We start from the raw sequence: 16,306 nt of genomic DNA on the forward strand, positions 1-16,306 counted from the left end.
CCACGCGCAGCGGCAGTGAGCCGGGTGGGGGCTGGCGGTGGCCCGCGCGGCCCTGTAGGGCCCGGTGGAGGTGGCCGTCGTCGGCCCGCCGGACGACCCGCGCACCCGGGCGCTGCACCGCGAGGCGCTGCTGGCCGCCGCCCCCGGCCTGGTCGTCGCCCTCGGCCCCGGTACGCCCACCGAGACCGGCGAGCCCGCCCTGCTGGAAGGGCGCGGGCCGATCGGCGGGGCACCGGCCGCCTACGTGTGCCGGAACTTCGCCTGCCGCACGCCGGTCACCAGCCCCGAGGCGCTGCGCGCCGAACTGGCCGGTGGGTGACCCACGCGGGAGATCACCTGGCTAGCGGCCAGGTGGGAACCCGCCGGGGTCGCGGTTGGGCGGCCCCGTGGGCACGGACGGGCGGCCCGTTGACGGGTTGTCGTTCTGCGGCTGCTGCTGCGGCATGTCCGGCAGGTTGTTGCGGTCGGGCCGCTGCGTCGGCGGCTCGGTGAACGGCTGGTCGGTGCTGTCGGGCGTGGGCATGTCCCACGGGCCGGGGTCCTGCGACTGCTGAGGGCTGGGCTGGCTGGGGCCCGGGGTCGGGTAGTCGGGCTGGTACCCGTAGCCGGACGGCTCCGGGAAGTCCACGACCTCCTGGCCCGCCATGGCCTCGGTCATGAACGCCCGCCAGATCTGCGCCGGAAGCTGCCCGCCGAACTGCACGCCGTACCCGGGGATGTCCACGGTCTTGTTGTCGTCCCTGAACATGTCGACCGCCACCGCGAGCTGCGGGACGTACCCGTTGAACCACGCGGACCTCGAGCGGTCGGTCGTGCCGGTCTTGCCGGCCACCGGCCGGTCGTAGAGCCTGGCCGCGCTGCCCGTCCCGTAGTTCACGACCTGCTGGAGCGCGAACGTGGTGTCGGCGGCCGCCTGCTTGCTGATCACCTGCCTGGACTCCGGCCTGACCGTCTGCTTGGTGCCGTCGGCCCTGGTGACCGACTTGACGACGTGCGCCTCCATGTGGACGCCCCCGTTGGCGAAGGTGGAGAACCCGGACGCGTTCTGCACGGCGCTCACCGAGGCGACGCCGAGCGGGAACGACGCGGCCGACTGGTGCGGCCGGATCTGCGCCTTCGGGATGCCCGCCTGCTCCGCCGTCTTGGCGACCTTGTCCAGGCCGACCTTCTGGCCGAGGTCCACGAACGCGGTGTTGACCGAGTTCTGGGTGGCGCCGACCAGGTCGATCTCACCGTAGGAGCGGTCGCTGTCGTTCGGGATGGGGTGCTCGGGGTCGGACGCGACGTGCATGGGCGAGTTGCCGTTCACCCTGGTCGTCAGGTCGAACCCGTTGTTGAGCGCGGTGGCCAGCGTGTACGGCTTGAACGTGGAGCCCGCCTGCACCTTGGCGGAGAAGGCGTTGTCGTACTGGGACCTGTCGGGGTCGCCGCCGTAGAAGGCGACGACCTCGCCGTTGGCGGGGTTCACCGCGGCCAGCCCGGTGCGCACCTTCTTCGGCGTGGCCGAGGGCAGCACCTGCTTGACGGCCCGCCCGGCGGCGTCCATGAGCTTCTTGTCGAAGGTGGAGACGACCCTGAGGCCGCCGCTGCTGATGTCCTCGTCGGTGTAGCCGCGCCGGTTCAGCTCCGCGGTGACCTGTTCGAGCATGTACCGGCCCTGGCCCTTGAGCTCGAAGGGCTTCTTCGGGGACTTGAGCGTGGGGAACGTCTCGCCGGCCACCTGCTCGGGGGTGAGCGCCCCCGTCTGGCCCATGGCGTTGATCACGCCCTTCCAGCGGGCCTGGACGGCGGCCAGGTCGGCGCCCTTGGGGTCGGCGAACCGGCTGGGCTGCTGGATCACCGAGGCCAGGTAGGCGCCCTCGGCCACGGTGAGCTTGTCGACGTCCTTGCCGAAGTAGGCCTGGGCGGCCGACTCGACGCCGTTGGCGCCGCGGCCGAAGTAGATCGTGTTGAGGTACTGCTCCAGCACCCAGTCCTTCGGCTTGGACTGATCGACCTTGATCGAGATCAGGATCTCTTTGAACTTGCGCGTTATGGAACGTTCCTGGCTCAGGCCGCTGTAGTAGTTCCTGACGAGCTGCTGGGTGATCGTCGAACCGCCCTGGAGCTGCTGGCCGGTGAGAGTGGACCAGACGGCCCGCGCGGTGCCCTTCACCGAGACGCCGCTGTCCTCGTAGAACGAGCGGTTCTCGGCGGCGATGACGGCGTCGCGGACGTGCTGCGGCACCTTGGCGAGCGGCACGTTCTTGCGGTTGACGCCCTGCTTGGCGAGGACGGTCTTGCCGTCGCGGTAGTAGATCACCGACCCCTGGGCGGTGGCCTCCTTCTGGGTGCTGTCGGGAATCGGGGTCATCGCCCACGCGATTCCGAAAAGCGTGGCGCCTATCACGATCCCCGCGCCGCAAGCAATCACCAGAAAGCGAAGAACCCGCCGTTTCCGCATGCCCTTCTCACCACCGCTCCGCACCGCGCCCCCCGATCGCATCTCCGCTAAACCCGCGCCAGCTGGGCAAACGTCAAGGTTAGGCGATCGATTCCGGTGCCTCGTCCCTCAGCGATGGTACGGCTAGCCCTCCCGGCGGCGGGGGACGTCGGCGACCAATGGCAACACTCGGTAAGGAACGGGAGTGTCAAGAGCGATGATTGAGGATGTCCTGAGCACCCCTTGAACCTCGACGATCTGATCGATGACCCGCTGCAGATCGGAGTTCGTGCGCGCCACCACCCGGCAGAGCAGGTCGCTGCCGCCGGTGATCGTGTGGACCTCCAGCACCTCGGGAATGTGCGCCAGCCTGTCGGCGACCGGGTCGTGCCCGGCGACCTGCCGGATCTCCATGGTGACGAACGCGGTCACGTCGTAGCCCAGCGCCGCGGGCGAGATGTCGGGGCCGAACCCGGTGATCACGCCCCGGGCGAGGAGCCGGTCGAGCCGCGCCTGCACGGTGCCGCGGGCCACTTTGAGCCGGCGTGAGCACTCCAGCACGCCCAGCCTCGGCTCGGCGGCCAGGAGCGCGATCAGGCGGGCGTCCAGCTGGTCGATCGTCATGCTGCACACACCTTCCCGGGGTTTCGCCGCTTCACTGGGCATGTTGTCCACTCGACGAAGTAACTGTTGCACAACTCGTCCATCTAAATCGAGAGTTAGTGGCATGAGTGATGTCTTTCCGGTTAACGGCATGGACGCCGTGGTGTTCGCCGTGGGCAACGCCAAGCAGGCTGCCCACTACTACTCGTCCGCGTTCGGCATGCGGCTGGTCGCCTACCGCGGGCCGGAGAACGGCAGCCGTGACGAGGTCGGCTACGTCCTGACCTCGGGCAGCGCCAGATTCGAGTTCAGGGCCTCGGTCAGGCCGGGCACCGACCTGGCGCGGCACGTCGCCGAGCACGGCGACGGTGTGATCGACCTGGCCATCGAGGTGCCCGATGTGGAGGCCGCGTACGAGCACGCGGTCAGGCACGGGGCCACCGGGCTGGCCGAGCCGTCCACGTTGGAGGACGAGCACGGCAAGGTCATCGTCGCGGCCATCGCCACCTACGGCGAGACCCGCCACACGCTGGTCGACAGGTCCAACTACGGCGGCAGGTACCTGCCGGGCTACGTCGACGCCGAACCGCTCGTCGCCTCGCCGGACGTGCGGAACGGGCGCCTGTTCCAGGCCGTCGACCACTGCGTGGGCAACGTCGAGCTCGGCAGGATGGACGAGTGGGTGGCGTTCTACCAGAACGTGATGGGGTTCACGAACATGGCGGAGTTCGTCGGCGACGACATCGCCACCGAGTACTCGGCGCTGATGTCGAAGGTCGTGGCCGACGGCACCCGCAAGGTCAAGTTCCCGCTGAACGAGCCCGCGATCAGCCGCAAGAAGTCGCAGATCGACGAGTACCTCGACTTCTACGGCGGCCCCGGCGTGCAGCACATCGCGCTGGCCACCAACGACATCCTGACCACGGTCGACCACATGCGCGCCGCGGGCGTGCGCTTCCTGGACACGCCCGACTCCTACTACGACGACCCCGAGCTGCGCGAGCGCATCGGTCAGGTGCGAGCCCCGATCGAGGAGCTGAAGAAGCGCAGGATCCTCGTCGACAGGGACGAGGACGGCTATCTGCTGCAGATCTTCACCAAGCCGGTGCAGGACCGGCCCACGGTGTTCTTCGAGCTGATCGAGCGGCACGGGTCGCTCGGCTTCGGCAAGGGCAACTTCAAGGCGCTGTTCGAGGCGATCGAGCGCGAGCAGGAGCGCAGGGGAAATCTTTAACTTTGCCCAAATGTGATGGTGGCCACCATGGTCACAGGTGGCCACAATCCCTGTGCGCACTGTGAATCCGGCTCGACCGGCGCGGGCGGACACGCTGCGTGATCAGGTGGCCAAAGCTCTGGTTATAGATGTCTGACCTGCTCTTTTGTCATAGGCTGCATGCCCGGACAGAAGGGGGAGTCAGAGTCCATGGGGTTCAAGCACTACGCAGCCGCGCCGATCGCCGCGCTACTGAGCGTGATCGCCTGCTCGCCGAGCAATGGGGCCGCCGCGGCGCCCGTGCCGCACTCACCGGCGAAGACCGCGGGGGAAGCGGGAATCGGCGACGCCGACTTCCCGCTTGACGGCAACGGCGGCTACGACGTGGCCCACTACGGGTTGGCGATCGACTACACGCCGTCCACCAAGCACCTCGACGGCGTCGCGACCATCCAGGCCAGCGCCACCCAGGCGCTGTCGAGCTTCAACCTCGACCTGTCGGGGCTTGAGGTGAGCCAGATCGCGGTCGACAACACGCAGGCCACGTTCTCCCGCAAGAACGACGAGCTCACCGTCGTCCCGGCCAAGCCGCTCACCAAGGGCGCGAACTTCACCGTCAAGGTGACCTACTCCGGCGTCCCCGCGCCGATCAAGGATTCCTCCAACCTCGGCACGTACGGCTTCATCCCGACCGCCGACGGCGCGTTCGTCGCCTGCGAGCCGGCTGGGGCCAAGACCTGGTTCCCCTCGAACGACCACCCGGCCGACAAGGCCACCTACGACTTCACGATCACCGTGCCCGAGGGCACGACCGCGCTGGCCAACGGCGAGATGGTGACGCCGCCCACCACCAAGGCGGGCCGCACCACCTTCGCCTGGCGCGAGAAGCACCCGATGGCGACCTACCTGGCCACCGCCACGATCGGCAAGTTCGAGCTCCGCAAGGGCACCACCCCGATGGGCATCCCGAACCTGGCCGCCGTCGATCCCAAGTACCGCAGCTCGCTCGACAAGCTGTACACGATCTCGGGTCAGGTCACCGACTACTGGAGCAAGGTCTTCGGTCGCTACCCGTTCTCCTCGACCGGTGGCATCGTCGACAACTACCCGGCCGGGTACGCCCTGGAGAACCAGACCAAGCCGCTGTACGGCGGTTTCCAGCCCGACGAGGGCATCATCGCCCACGAGCTGGCCCACCAGTGGTTCGGCGACAGCCTGAGCATCAGCCGCTGGAAGGACCTCTGGCTCAACGAGGGCTTCGCCACCTACGCCGAGTGGCTGTGGTCCGAGCACACGGGCAAGACGAGCGCCGACGACATGTTCCGGGCGTACCTGGACCGTCCCGACTCCGACCCGATGTGGAAGTACCCGCCGGGGCGCGCCGTGCCGAAGGACCTGTTCAACGACTCGGTCTACACGCGGGGCGGCATGACGCTGCACGCGCTGCGCAAGTCGGTCGGCGACACGACGTTCTTCAAGCTGCTGAAGACGTGGACAGAGCAGCACAAGTACGGAAATGTCACCACGGATGAGTTCATCGCGCTGGCGGAGCAGCTCTCGGGCAAGGACCTGAAGCCGCTGTTCGACGCGTGGCTCTTCCAGCCGAAGAAGCCCGCCGTCACCTGACCCGAAGAGGTACGGCGGCGCCTGGCCGTACCTCTCCGCGGGGCCGCTCGCCGGAGCGTCAGCTACCGGCGGGCGGCTGCCCCTCGGGGCCCCCGAGGTCGTTCCAGGACGGGTCGTCGATGATCTTGCAGGGCTTCACCGGGCCCTGCACCACGTAGCCGCCGAACTGCCAGAGCACGCGCGGCTTCTCCGGCCCGGACGTCTGGTCCTCGTTCTCGGTGAACTCCATCACCAGGGTCTGCCCCGGCTTGACGTATGAGGGATCGATGTCCGCGCCCCCGTCACGCATGTGGACCGCCTTGTAGGACGTGCTCTCCCTCATGGCCTTCAAGACCTCCTCGCGAGGTGCGTTCTTGTCGGAGGTCTTTTCTCCGATGACCTGCCCTCTCGACGGCTCGCACCGTTTGCCGGGCTTGATGTAGGTCACGTCGGCCGTGACGCCCAGCTTCTTGAGGTCGGTCTCCAGCTGGTCGGCGTCCCTGAACTCGTTGATCTGGACGCGGATCGTCCCGTCGCCGTTCTTGGTCACCGCGTACGCCGGGGTCTCCGAGCCGGTCAGCAGCGGCACGGCGATCGCGGCCGCCGCGGCCAGCCCGGCCACCGCCGCCCCCGCGAACAGGCGGCGGCCGGTGAAGCGGCGGCGCTTCGCCTGGCGCGAGGCGATCTCTGTCTTCAGTTCCATCAGCAGGCGCTCCTCGAAACTCATCGGGTTGTTCCTTCCATGACGAGGGGCACGTCCTTGAGCGTCTGGCGGGCGGTCTGGCGGGCACGGTGCAGTCTGACCCTGGCGGTCCCCTGCCGGATGCCGAGAGCGGCCGCGGCCTCCGTGACCGTGAGCTGGTCGATGGCGACCAGTTCGAGCACGGCGCGCTCACCCTCGGGTAATCCGGCCATGGCCTCGAAGGCCCGCCGTGCGGGTTCTGCCGCGTCGATGCGCTCCTCCATCCTGGCGACGTCGTCGGCGTCCAGCAGCCGCCGCCCGCCCACGCGGTCGGCCAGCCGGGACTCCCTGAACGCCCGGCGCCGCTCGGCCGAGAGGGTGTTGCGTGCCACGCCGTACAGCCAGGCGATCTCGCTGCCCAGCCCGGAACGGTAGGTGTGAGCCGAGTCGAGCACTGCGACGAACACCTCCGCGACCAGGTCGGCGACCGTGTGCGGGTCGTCCACCCGGCGGGCGAGGAAACGCGTGACCGCCTCGACGTGCCGCCGGTAGAACGCTTCGAACGCCACGGGATCCGTGGCGATCTCCGCCTGTTTGCGACGCACCGGCCGTGCTCCCTTCGTCGATCTACATCCCTGCTTGGACGAAGCTCGGCGAAGCGTTACAAGACAGCCCGGCCACGCGTACGGCCCGGCTAGTGGTCGCGGACGATCAGGGCCGCGGCGCCGACCAGCCCGGCCTCCTGGCCCAGGGCCGCGGGGACGACCCGGACCCGGGCGGCGAACTCCATCCTGGCGTGCTCGCGCAGCGCCTCCTCCAGCGGCCCGAACAGCAGCTCGCCCGCCTGCGACAGCCCGCCGCCGATCGTGACCAGCTCCAGGTCGCACAGGTGGGTGGCGGACGCGATCGCGACGCCGAGCGCCCGCCCCGCCCGCCGCATCGCCGACAGCGCCACCGCGTCACCGGCCCACGCGTCGGCCGCGAGCTTGCGCCCGGTGACGGCCCGGTCCTCCAGGTACGGCAGCACGTCCACGCCGTCGCCCACCACGCTGAGAGGCCGGTCAGGCACCCAGCCCTGAGCCTGGGCCCAGGCGGCCAGGGCCGGGCCTCTCGCGACGGCCTCCAGGCATCCGTGCCCGCCGCAGCCGCAGGGTGGTCCGCCCACCGGTTCGACCACGACGTGGCCGATGTGCCCGGCGTTGCCGGTGCCGCCGTTGACCAGCCGTCCGCCGAGGATGAGGCCGCCGCCCACGCCCGTGGAGACGACCATGCCGAGCATGTCCCGGCTGCCCCGCCCGGCCCCCTGCCAGTGCTCGGCCAGCGCGAGACAGATCGCGTCGTTGTGGACGCGCACCGGGACGCCGGGCAAGCGCTCGGCCAGCCTGGCGCGCAGCGGGAAGCCGCGCCAGCCGGGAATGTTGAGCGGCGAGACCTCCCCCTCGGGCCACGTCATCGGCCCCCCGCAGCCCACGCCCACCCCTTCGACGCCGTCGGCGAAGGGCTCGACCAGCCGCACGAGCGTCTTCCACAGGGTCTCCGCGTCGGCGTCCTGCGGGGTCGCGGTGCGCGCTGAGGCGGTCACCGTCCCGTCGCGGCTCACCAGCCCGGCGGCCATCTTGGTGCCGCCGACGTCGATCGCGAGGATCACTGGCCCGCCGCGGCGGACGAGAACACCAGCACGGAGGCGGTGAAGCCGTGCACGTGATTGTGCCCGGCCACCGGCCCGACCTCGCCCGCGGCGAAGAAGCCGGCCATGCCGATCGGGCCGAGCGTGTCGCGCAGCGCGACCGGGTCGTGGTCGGCGGTGCCGAACATCGCCGAGCCCCGTCCGTTGCAGGAGAACAGCAGCGCGCCCTCCACCTTGCCCAGCTCCTCACGGTGGGCGTCGAGCAGGTCGTACAGGTCCTCGTCGGCGGTGGCGGCGTCGCGCACCTGGAAGCGGACGGTCCTGCCGATCTCGACCACGTCGCCGATGGCCACGGCCTCCCGCTCGGGGTCGATGCCGATCACCCCCCTGATCAGGAAGTCGCCGCGTTCGTGCCGCTCGGCGTACTCGTCCATGGCCACGCCGATCTGCAGCCCGGACGCGACCAGTTCGCGGTCGTCCTCGTCCAGCTCGGTGACGATGTCCTCCAGCCGGGCCAGCGCGGGCTGACCCGCCAGTTCCAGCAGCAGGTTCTCCTCGGCCCGGGTGACGACCATGGACGGCCCGATGGGCCGGCAGCCCTGGCTGACCACGGTGCTGACGTGGATGGGGCCGCTCAGCAGCACGCCGATGGCCCCTTCGGTGTAGACCTCGCCGTCGGCGAACAGCCGGACGGAGCCACGGCCCTGCAGCCCGTTGGCCAGGCCGCCGATCAGCGGCAGGTCGCCGAGCACGTCCACGGAGCGCTCCACGAACGCGTCCGTCGGGAACGTGTACGGGTCTGCCAGCAGGATCGCCACGTGGTCGTCGGCGCCGCGCTCGGGCAGCCCCGCCACCACGAACCGGTCCTCGGCCGTCAGCGTCTCCAGGGCGAACGTGGTCAGCCGGGCGCCGTCGAGCGTCGCCGCCCAGGCGCTCACGGCGGAGGCCAGTTCCACTCCCTGACCGTCGCCGATGACGCCGGTGGCGCTGCAGCCGATCACGTGCGCGTCGGGCGCCATGCGCATGGCCCGCTGCCCCGCGCGGCTGACATCGTCGGGGTCTTCGCCGCAGATGAAGAAGCAGACCAGGTCGGCTCGGCCGCCGAGCCTCGACAGGGCCTGCCCGACCGCGCTCTCCGCCGCTTCCTCCAGATCGGAGCGCACGGCGAGGCCGTCGGCGAAGCGGCTCGTCATAAGTGCCACCTGTTTCGCCTCCTCCGCAGGTCAACGTTCCTCAGGCCCGATTCTCCCCACTAGAAGGACAAGCACGCGCACGAATCGTCACGAATCGCCAAGATCTGGAATCTCGTCCAGATGTAAAACTGTCTGCCACATTCCGCGCGGGGGACGTAGTCTCGTTCCCGTGCATCAGCCCAGTATTCTCCGCGAGCTGCGCGAGAGCGGCCACGTATATCGCATCGTCAAGGCAGAGGTCCGCGAGAACCTGCTGGCCAAGCTACGGGCGGGTGAGCCTCGTTTTCCCGGCATCGTGGGGTTCGACGACTCCGTCCTCCCCCACCTGGAACGGGCGCTGCTGGCCGGGCACGACCTGGTCCTCCTCGGCGAGCGCGGCCAGGGCAAGACCCGGCTCATCCGCACCGTCACGTCCCTGCTCGACGAGTGGACCCCGGTCGTCGACGGATGCGAGATCAACGACCACCCGTACGCGCCCGCCTGCACGCGGTGCAAGGCGCTGGCGCGGGAGCTGGGTGACGAGCTGCCCGTGTCCTGGAAGCACCGCGACGAGCGCTACGGCGAGAAGCTCGCCACGCCCGACACCTCGGTCGGCGACCTGATCGGCGACGTCGACCCGATCAAGATCGCGGAGGGGCGCACCCTCGGCGACCCCGAGACCGTCCACTACGGGCTGGTCCCGCGCACCAACCGCGGCGTGTTCTCCGTCAACGAGCTGCCCGACCTGGCCGAGCGCATCCAGGTGTCGCTGCTGAACGTCCTGGAGGAGCGCGACATCCAGGTGCGCGGCTACAACCTGCGCCTGCCGCTCGACATCCTGCTCATCGCCAGCGCCAACCCCGAGGACTACACCAACCGGGGACGGATCATCACCCCGCTGAAGGACCGCTTCGGCGCGGAGATCCGCACCCACTATCCGCTGACGATCGAGGACGAGCTCACCCTCATCCGCCAGGAGTCGATGCCCGACATCGGCGCCGACGTTCCCGAGCACCTGGTCGAGGTGATCGCCAGGTTCACCCGGCTGGTCCGCGAGTCCACGGCGGTCGACGCGCGCTCCGGCGTGTCGGCGCGCTTCTCGATCGCGGCGGCCGAGACCGCGTCGGCCTCGGCCGTGCGCAGGGCCGCCATCAGCGGCGAGGAGCAGGCCGTCACCCGCGTCTGCGACCTGCCCGGCGTCGTCCACAGCCTGCGCGGGAAGGTGGAGTTCGAGGTCAGCGAGGAGGGCAGGGAGACCGAGATCCTCGCCCACCTGCTGCGCAGGGCCACCGCCGAGACGTTCAGGACCCGCCTGGGCGGCCACGACCTGTCGGCGCTGACCGACAAGTTCGCCGAGGGCAACCAGGTGGAGTCGGGCGAGCTGGTGCCCGCCACCGAGCTGCTGCGCCGGATCGGTCCCGTCGACGGTCTCTCCAAGATCATGTCAAGGCTCGGCATGGGCGCGGGCGACGAGTCCCCCGGTCACGCCGCGGCGGCGCTCGAGTTCGCCATGGAGGGCCTGTACCTCATGCGCCGCCTGTCAAAGGAGGACATGGACGGGGTAAGCGTCTACCGGACGTGAACAAGCGGGCGGTCTCGCGCGTCAAAGTGACTGTCAGATCACTTCGTCGGGGGGAGACCGTCCCATGCGCCTGCTCGTCTGCGCCACCGCCGTCCTGGCCCTAGGTGGCCTCGCCGTGCCCGCACAAGCCGCCACCACGAAGGTGGCGTTCGGCTACGCGTGGAGCGACGGCAGCACCGGGCTGCGCCTGACGCCCGCCACCGCCACCTACCGCAAGCCCCTGCACAAGCTCACGGCCGTCCGCGACGCCAAGGAGTTGCGGCTCGACTACGGTCGGGCGTCGTACCGCAGGGTGACCGTGGCCTGCGACCTGAAGGAGACCGAGGGCAAGGTCGCCATCGACCGCAACGGCCTCGGCACCACCCGCTGCAAGACGGGCGATCTGACCGAGACGCTGGCGCAGGGCCCCTCCGCCGTCCGCGTCGAGTACAGCGGCGGCAAGGCGGTGAAGGTCAGCGAGATCCTCTCGACCTGGCCCGACCCGGCCACCGCCCGCGGCACGATCCGGCGCGCCGGCGACTCGACGGTGCTGTTCACCACAGGTGGCCGGACCGTCAAGCTCGGCTACACCCACGCCGCGAGCTTCAGCCGCACCACCGCCCGCTGCTCCGACGGCTGGCTGGCGGGCAAGCCGGTCAACGCCGACAAGCGCGGCCTCGGCAAGAAGGCGTGCTCGGCGGCGGACCTCACCCAGGTGCTGAAGACGGCGGACCACCCCGTCCTGGCACAGATCGAGTACGTGCCCGGCGTCGGCGAGATCAATCAGGTGTGGGAGGTATATGTCGCCGCGTAACCGGGCAAGTCGGGTTAGCGTGGTTCCGTGATGGCCTACCGCTATGGCGAGTTCCACGACGGCCCCGACCCCCTCGCCCCGCCGTACGACGTGCGGGCGGCACTCGACGAGATGGGCGACGCGATCCTGTCCGGGTCCACCCCGGTCCACGCCCTGCGTGACCTGCTCAGGCGAGGGCTGCCCGGCGCCCAGGACCGCCAGGGCCTCGACGACATGCTCAGAGAGGTCCGGCGGCGGCGCAGGGAGCTGCGCGAGAGCGGCAGGCTCGACGGCCCGCTGGAGCGGGCCAGGGCGCTGCTCGACAAGGCCATCGGGCAGGAGCGGGCCGAGCTGTTCCCCGACCCGTCCGACGACGCCAGGCTGCGCGAGAGCGAGCTCGACGCGCTGCCCGACGACACCGCGAGCGCCATCCAGGAGCTGAGCTCCTACGACTGGCGCTCCGCGGCGGCCAGGCAGACCTTCGAGGAGCTGCGCGACCTGCTGCGGCGCGAGGTGCTCGACACCCAGTTCAGGGGCTTGCGCGAGGCCCTGGCCAACCCCGACCCGGCCGCGATGGAGCGGGTCCGCCAGATGATGTCCGACCTGAACGACATGCTGGACAAGGACGCCAGGGGCGAGCACACGCAGGCCGATTTCGACGCGTTCATCGGCAAGTACGGCGATCTCTTCCCCGAGAAGCCGCGCACGCTCGACGAGCTGGTCGACATCCTGGCCCGGCGCGCCGCCGCCACGCAGCGCATGCTCGCCTCGATGACCCCGCGCCAGCGCGAGGAGCTCAGCAACCTGATCAACCAGACGCTCGAACAGGCCGGGCTGTCGGAGCAGATGCGGCGGCTCGGCGAGGCGCTCCACGCCCGCCGCCCCGACCTCGCCTGGGACACCCCGGAGCGGATGGCGGGCGACGAGCCCATGGGGATGGGCGACGCCGTCACCGCGCTGGAGGAGCTGGCCGACCTCACGCAGCTGGAGTCGGCGCTACGCCAGGACTACCCGGGGGCCAGGATCGACGACATCGACGAGGCCGCGGTGCGCCGCGCGCTCGGCCGCTCGGCCGTCGACGACCTGGAGGCGCTCAGGCGCATCGAGCGCGAGCTGGAGGAGCAGGGCTACCTGCTGCGCCGCCGCGGCAAGCTGGAGCTGACCCCCAAGGCGGTGCGGCGGCTCGGCGAGACGGCCCTGCGCCGGGTGTTCTCCTCACTCGACACGGGCCGGCGCGGCGACCACGACCAGCACGACGCGGGCGCCGCCGGAGAGCTGACCGGGTCGTCCCGGCCGTGGCGGTTCGGCGACGAGCAGCCGATCGACGTGGTTCGCACTCTTGTCAACGGCGTGCGCAACGGCGGACTGCGCAACGGCGGGGTGCGCGCGGGCTCGACCGCGGTGCGGCTGTCGGTCGACGACTTCGAGGTGGCCGAGACCGAGCGGCGCACCGCCGCGGCCGTCTGCCTGCTGGTGGACCTGTCGTACTCGATGGCGCTGCGCGGCACCTGGGCCGCCGCCAAGCAGACGGCGCTGGCCCTGCAGGCGCTGGTCGCGTCCAAGTTCCCGCAGGACGCCGTGCAGATCATCGGCTTCTCGAACTACGCACGGGTGCTCCAGCCCGACGAGCTGGCCGGCCTCGACTGGGACATGGTCCAGGGGACGAACCTGCACCACGCGCTGCTGATCGCCGGACGCCACCTCGACCGGCACCCCGACTTCGAGCCGGTGGTGCTCGTGGTCACCGACGGCGAGCCGACGGCCCACCTGATGCGCGACGGGCGCTCGGCGTTCGAATGGCCGCCGTCGCACGAGACGCTGGAGCTCACCCTGGCCGAGGTCGACAAGATGACCCGGCGCAGGGCGACCATCAACATCTTCATGCTGGCCGCCGACGACCGGCTCAAGGAGTTCGTCGACGAGGTGGCCCGCAGGAACGGCGGGCGCGTCTTCAGCCCGAGCGCGGAACGGCTCGGCGAGTACGTGGTCAGCGACTTCCTGCGGCTGCGCCGCGCCCGCTAGAGGCGGGAGCGTCAGGCGTCGACGAGGCCGGCGTAGAAGGTGAGCGCGACGTCGAAGCCGTCGCGGCAGTTGCGGTGCGAGCGGTAGCAGGGGCGCCAGGCGGTGCTGGCGCCCACGCCCGCGCGGGCGTCGGCCAGCGCCGCGGGCACCCGCTCCGGCCTGGGCAGCAGCCCGTGGCCGAGGTAGCGGACCCCGGAGAGTTCGGTGTGCTCGCCCCGGCCGCCGGAGACGAACCGGCCGAGCCGCCAGCCGCTCTCCTCGTCCCAGACGAGCGCGCTGCCGTCGGACAGGTGGACGGTCGCGTCACGCGGATCGCAGGGGCCCTCCCACCAGCCGCCGACCTCGGCTCCGAGCAGCTCGACGACGCGCTGCACATAGCAGGACGGCTGCTGCAGCCACTCGTCGGTGTACGGCTCGACATGCCTGATGGCCATGGACGGCACCCCCTTGTGTCCAAAAGGTAAGAAAAAAGGGACGGTGCCTAACCATACCCGCGCTGAACTTATTCCGTTGCACGCGCGTCTAGTCATTACGGACGATATTTACGTCCGACACGGGGAAGGAGGGGAGCTCCATGATTGCCATGATTCTTTTGATCGTGCTGATGGTGGTCGCCGTCGCGGCCACCGAGCTGGTCATGCGCTGCTCCTCGAAGCGCAATGAGGGTGTCGAGACGCCGGGCGAGATCGTCGGAGACTAGTCTCTGCGGCATGTCGTCCCTGCTTCTCTGGCTGCACATCGCCTTCGCCATCTTCACCGTCGGCCCGCTCACGGCGGTGACGATGGCCGCGCCGCGCGCCATCCGCAACAAGAACGTGCCCGTGCTGCGCTTCGTCCAGCGCACCACCCGTATCTACGCCGTCGGCGCGCTGGGCGTGCTGGTGTTCGGGGTGGCGCTCGGCGTGGTCCTCGGCGGCGGGCTGCTCGGCAAGTGGTACATGACGGCGTCGATGACGCTGTTCATCGTGGCCGCCGTGCTGATCGTCATCATCGACCGCGACCTGCGCAGCGCCGTCCGCACGCTCGACAACGAGAGCGCGGACGACGACGCGAAGGCGCAGCTCGGCCGGATCGCCGCCATCAGCGGCCTGCTGTCGGTGATCTGGCTGGTGATCCTGTTCCTGATGGTGGTGCCGCGCTAGCCGAGCGCCTGGGTCAGGTCGGCCAGCAGGTCGTCGATCGTCTCGATGCCGACCGACAGCCGCACCAGGTCGGCGGGCACCTCGAGCGGTGAACCCGCCGCCGAGGCGTGCGTCATCCGGCCCGGGTGCTCGATCAGCGACTCGACACCGCCCAGCGACTCGCCCAGGGTGAACAGCTTCGCCCTGTTGCAGACCGCGACGGCCTCTTCCTCGCCGCCCGACACCCGGAACGACACCATGCCACCGAACCGCTTCATCTGCTTGGCGGCCACCTCGTGCCCGGCGTGCTCGGCCAGGCCCGGGTAGAGCACCTGGGTCACGCGTGGGTGCGCGAGCAGCAGGTCGACGACCCTCTCCGCGTTGTCGCAGTGGCGGTCCATGCGGACGCCGAGGGTCTTGAGCCCGCGCAGCGTCAACCAGGCGTCGAACGGGCCCGCCACCGCGCCCATCGCGTTCTGGTGATAGGCCAGTTCGTCGCCGAGGCCCTTGTCGGACACCACCAGCGCGCCGCCGACCACGTCCGAGTGGCCGCCGACGTACTTGGTCGTGGAGTGGACGACCACGTCGGCGCCGAGCGCCAGCGGCTGCTGCAGGTACGGCGAGGCGAAGGTGTTGTCGACCACCAGCAGCGCCCCGTTGTCGTGGGCGAGCTGGGCCAGGGCCGCGATGTCGGCGACGCCGAGCAGCGGGTTCGTCGGCGTCTCCACCCAGACGATCTTCGTCTTCTGGGTCATGGCCCCGGCGACGGCGTCGAGGTCGCCCAGCGGCACCGGGTCGAAGCGCAGGCCCCAGCGGCTGTTCACCTTGGAGAACAGCCGGTACGTCCCGCCGTAGGCGTCGTTCGGGATGATGACGTGGTCCTGCGGCTTGCACACCGTGCGCAGCAGGGTGTCCTCGGCCGCCAGGCCGGACGCGAACGCCAGTCCGCGCACCCCGCCCTCCACCGCCGCCAGCGCCTCTTCCAGCGCCGTTCTGGTCGGATTGGCCGACCGGCTGTACTCGTATCCGGAACGCAGGCCGCCCACGCCATCCTGCTTGTAGGTGGACGTCGCGTAGATCGGGGGCACCACCGCACCGGTCAGCGGATCGGGCTCCTGACCTGCGTGGATCGCCAGGGTTTCAAAACCATTGGTCATAGCGCCCACGGTAACCGAAAGCGGCCCGCGATCCGTTCCCCAACGGATCGCGGGCCCTCGACCGGGCGCACGTTCCCCAACGGCGCCCATCGGCTCGCACGGCCATGCCCCTGGTGCGCGAGCCCGTCAGGATCAGGCTGCCCTAGGCTCGTGCCGCTCCTCGCGGCGGGCCAGCCTCACAACGTCCGCGCCGTGGATGTGGCGGCCGCTCTCGCCCTGCGCGTGCTCTCCGTTGATACGCGAGAGCAGCACGGGGTCGGCCACCGCCAGCAGCACCCCGACGACCAGTCCGACGGCCAGCAACGTGAACCCGATGACAATCATGACG

At 70.1% G+C, this 16,306-nt stretch carries 17 protein-coding genes; 8 read left to right on the plus strand and 9 right to left on the minus strand.

What is annotated here, in order from left to right:
* Positions 1–64: 64 nt before the first annotated feature.
* On the plus strand, positions 65–319 hold the full coding sequence (locus ABZ297_RS30265) for a hypothetical protein (protein ID WP_355352888.1): 255 nt from the start codon (positions 65–67) through the stop codon (positions 317–319).
* A gap of 21 nt (positions 320–340) precedes the next feature.
* On the opposite strand, the gene ABZ297_RS30270 is transcribed toward ABZ297_RS30265, so the two are convergent.
* Both ABZ297_RS30270 and ABZ297_RS30275 read right to left on the minus strand, forming a co-directional pair.
* Positions 341–2,353, minus strand: a complete 2,013-nt coding sequence (locus ABZ297_RS30270; RefSeq protein WP_355352891.1) for a transglycosylase domain-containing protein — start codon at positions 2,351–2,353, stop codon at positions 341–343.
* Positions 2,354–2,566: 213 nt separating this feature from the next.
* Positions 2,567–3,046, minus strand: a complete 480-nt coding sequence (locus ABZ297_RS30275) for an Lrp/AsnC family transcriptional regulator (RefSeq protein ID WP_355352894.1) — start codon at positions 3,044–3,046, stop codon at positions 2,567–2,569.
* 103 nt (positions 3,047–3,149) lie between these two features.
* Here ABZ297_RS30275 and hppD point away from each other — a divergent pair, with 103 nt between their 5' ends.
* Positions 3,150–4,259 carry a 4-hydroxyphenylpyruvate dioxygenase gene (gene hppD / locus ABZ297_RS30280; protein WP_355352897.1) on the plus strand — a complete coding sequence of 370 codons (1,110 nt, stop codon included), beginning with the start codon at positions 3,150–3,152 and terminating at the stop codon, positions 4,257–4,259.
* Positions 4,260–4,418: 159 nt separating this feature from the next.
* The gene (locus tag ABZ297_RS30285) at positions 4,419–5,864 is read left to right on the plus strand and encodes a M1 family metallopeptidase (protein ID WP_355352900.1); all 1,446 of its coding nucleotides are present in this window, start codon (positions 4,419–4,421) and stop codon (positions 5,862–5,864) included.
* A 58-nt stretch (positions 5,865–5,922) separates the two neighbouring features.
* On the opposite strand, the gene ABZ297_RS30290 is transcribed toward ABZ297_RS30285, so the two are convergent.
* The 4 genes from ABZ297_RS30290 to ABZ297_RS30305 form a co-directional block, all read right to left on the minus strand.
* Positions 5,923–6,570, minus strand: coding sequence for a hypothetical protein (locus ABZ297_RS30290; RefSeq protein WP_355352903.1), 648 nt, complete (start codon positions 6,568–6,570; stop codon positions 5,923–5,925).
* Positions 6,567–7,130, minus strand: coding sequence for a sigma-70 family RNA polymerase sigma factor (locus ABZ297_RS30295; RefSeq protein WP_355352906.1), 564 nt, complete (start codon positions 7,128–7,130; stop codon positions 6,567–6,569). Before ABZ297_RS30295 ends, ABZ297_RS30290 begins: the two co-directional genes overlap by 4 nt.
* A gap of 89 nt (positions 7,131–7,219) precedes the next feature.
* Positions 7,220–8,173: an ROK family protein gene (locus tag ABZ297_RS30300; RefSeq protein WP_355352909.1), complete on the minus strand. Its 954-nt coding sequence runs from the start codon at positions 8,171–8,173 to the stop codon at positions 7,220–7,222.
* Positions 8,170–9,345, minus strand: a complete 1,176-nt coding sequence (locus tag ABZ297_RS30305) for an FIST N-terminal domain-containing protein (protein WP_355352912.1) — start codon at positions 9,343–9,345, stop codon at positions 8,170–8,172. The genes ABZ297_RS30300 and ABZ297_RS30305 overlap by 4 nt, the downstream gene beginning before the upstream one ends.
* Positions 9,346–9,514: 169 nt before the next feature.
* On the opposite strand from ABZ297_RS30305, the gene ABZ297_RS30310 reads away from it, so the two are divergent.
* The 3 genes from ABZ297_RS30310 (at position 9,515) to ABZ297_RS30320 (ending at position 13,700) form a co-directional block, all read left to right on the plus strand.
* Positions 9,515–10,906 (plus strand): sigma 54-interacting transcriptional regulator, encoded by a 1,392-nt coding sequence (locus ABZ297_RS30310; RefSeq protein WP_355352915.1) that lies wholly within the window; start codon positions 9,515–9,517, stop codon positions 10,904–10,906.
* 64 nt (positions 10,907–10,970) lie between these two features.
* Positions 10,971–11,699, plus strand: a complete 729-nt coding sequence (locus ABZ297_RS30315) for a hypothetical protein (RefSeq protein ID WP_355352918.1) — start codon at positions 10,971–10,973, stop codon at positions 11,697–11,699.
* 30 nt (positions 11,700–11,729) lie between these two features.
* Positions 11,730–13,700 (plus strand): hypothetical protein, encoded by a 1,971-nt coding sequence (locus ABZ297_RS30320; RefSeq protein ID WP_355352989.1) that lies wholly within the window; start codon positions 11,730–11,732, stop codon positions 13,698–13,700.
* Between the two features lie 11 nt (positions 13,701–13,711).
* Here ABZ297_RS30320 and ABZ297_RS30325 read toward each other — a convergent pair whose 3' ends face one another.
* The gene (locus tag ABZ297_RS30325; RefSeq protein WP_355352921.1) at positions 13,712–14,134 is read right to left on the minus strand and encodes a DUF6292 family protein; all 423 of its coding nucleotides are present in this window, start codon (positions 14,132–14,134) and stop codon (positions 13,712–13,714) included.
* Between the two features lie 140 nt (positions 14,135–14,274).
* On the opposite strand from ABZ297_RS30325, the gene ABZ297_RS30330 reads away from it, so the two are divergent.
* Together ABZ297_RS30330 and ABZ297_RS30335 are read left to right on the plus strand one after the other, a co-directional pair.
* Positions 14,275–14,400 (plus strand): hypothetical protein, encoded by a 126-nt coding sequence (locus ABZ297_RS30330; RefSeq protein WP_350807562.1) that lies wholly within the window; start codon positions 14,275–14,277, stop codon positions 14,398–14,400.
* Positions 14,401–14,410: 10 nt separating this feature from the next.
* Positions 14,411–14,842, plus strand: coding sequence for a DUF2269 family protein (locus ABZ297_RS30335; protein ID WP_355352924.1), 432 nt, complete (start codon positions 14,411–14,413; stop codon positions 14,840–14,842).
* Here the strand turns inward: ABZ297_RS30335 and ABZ297_RS30340 are convergent.
* Entirely contained in the window at positions 14,839–15,978 is a 1,140-nt protein-coding gene (locus ABZ297_RS30340) for a cystathionine gamma-synthase (protein ID WP_355352927.1), read from the minus strand. The genes ABZ297_RS30335 and ABZ297_RS30340 overlap by 4 nt on opposite strands.
* Before the next feature lie 132 nt (positions 15,979–16,110).
* On the minus strand, positions 16,111–16,302 hold the full coding sequence (locus ABZ297_RS30345) for a hypothetical protein (protein ID WP_355352930.1): 192 nt from the start codon (positions 16,300–16,302) through the stop codon (positions 16,111–16,113).
* Between the last annotated feature and the right edge of the window lie 4 nt (positions 16,303–16,306).

The sequence above is a fragment of the Nonomuraea sp. NPDC005983 genome (genome assembly GCF_040614375.1).
In the GTDB taxonomy this organism is placed as follows: domain Bacteria; phylum Actinomycetota; class Actinomycetes; order Streptosporangiales; family Streptosporangiaceae; genus Nonomuraea.

Excerpts from the sequence above, each read along its gene's own strand:
- ABZ297_RS30290 (WP_355352903.1), bottom strand. The coding sequence starts at position 6,570 with ATGAGTTTCGAGGAGCGCCTGCTGATGGAACTGAAGACAGAGATCGCC.
- ABZ297_RS30270 (WP_355352891.1), bottom strand. The coding sequence starts at position 2,353 with ATGACCCCGATTCCCGACAGCACCCAGAAGGAGGCCACCGCCCAGGGG.
- ABZ297_RS30315 (WP_355352918.1), top strand. The coding sequence starts at position 10,971 with ATGCGCCTGCTCGTCTGCGCCACCGCCGTCCTGGCCCTAGGTGGCCTC.
- ABZ297_RS30320 (WP_355352989.1), top strand. The coding sequence starts at position 11,730 with ATGGCCTACCGCTATGGCGAGTTCCACGACGGCCCCGACCCCCTCGCC.
- ABZ297_RS30340 (WP_355352927.1), bottom strand. The coding sequence starts at position 15,978 with ATGACCAATGGTTTTGAAACCCTGGCGATCCACGCAGGTCAGGAGCCC.
- ABZ297_RS30335 (WP_355352924.1), top strand. The coding sequence starts at position 14,411 with ATGTCGTCCCTGCTTCTCTGGCTGCACATCGCCTTCGCCATCTTCACC.
- ABZ297_RS30275 (WP_355352894.1), bottom strand. The coding sequence starts at position 3,046 with ATGACGATCGACCAGCTGGACGCCCGCCTGATCGCGCTCCTGGCCGCC.
- ABZ297_RS30305 (WP_355352912.1), bottom strand. The coding sequence starts at position 9,345 with ATGACGAGCCGCTTCGCCGACGGCCTCGCCGTGCGCTCCGATCTGGAG.
- hppD (WP_355352897.1), top strand. The coding sequence starts at position 3,150 with ATGAGTGATGTCTTTCCGGTTAACGGCATGGACGCCGTGGTGTTCGCC.
- ABZ297_RS30330 (WP_350807562.1), top strand. The coding sequence starts at position 14,275 with ATGATTGCCATGATTCTTTTGATCGTGCTGATGGTGGTCGCCGTCGCG.
- ABZ297_RS30285 (WP_355352900.1), top strand. The coding sequence starts at position 4,419 with ATGCCCGGACAGAAGGGGGAGTCAGAGTCCATGGGGTTCAAGCACTAC.
- ABZ297_RS30325 (WP_355352921.1), bottom strand. The coding sequence starts at position 14,134 with ATGGCCATCAGGCATGTCGAGCCGTACACCGACGAGTGGCTGCAGCAG.
- ABZ297_RS30345 (WP_355352930.1), bottom strand. The coding sequence starts at position 16,302 with ATGATTGTCATCGGGTTCACGTTGCTGGCCGTCGGACTGGTCGTCGGG.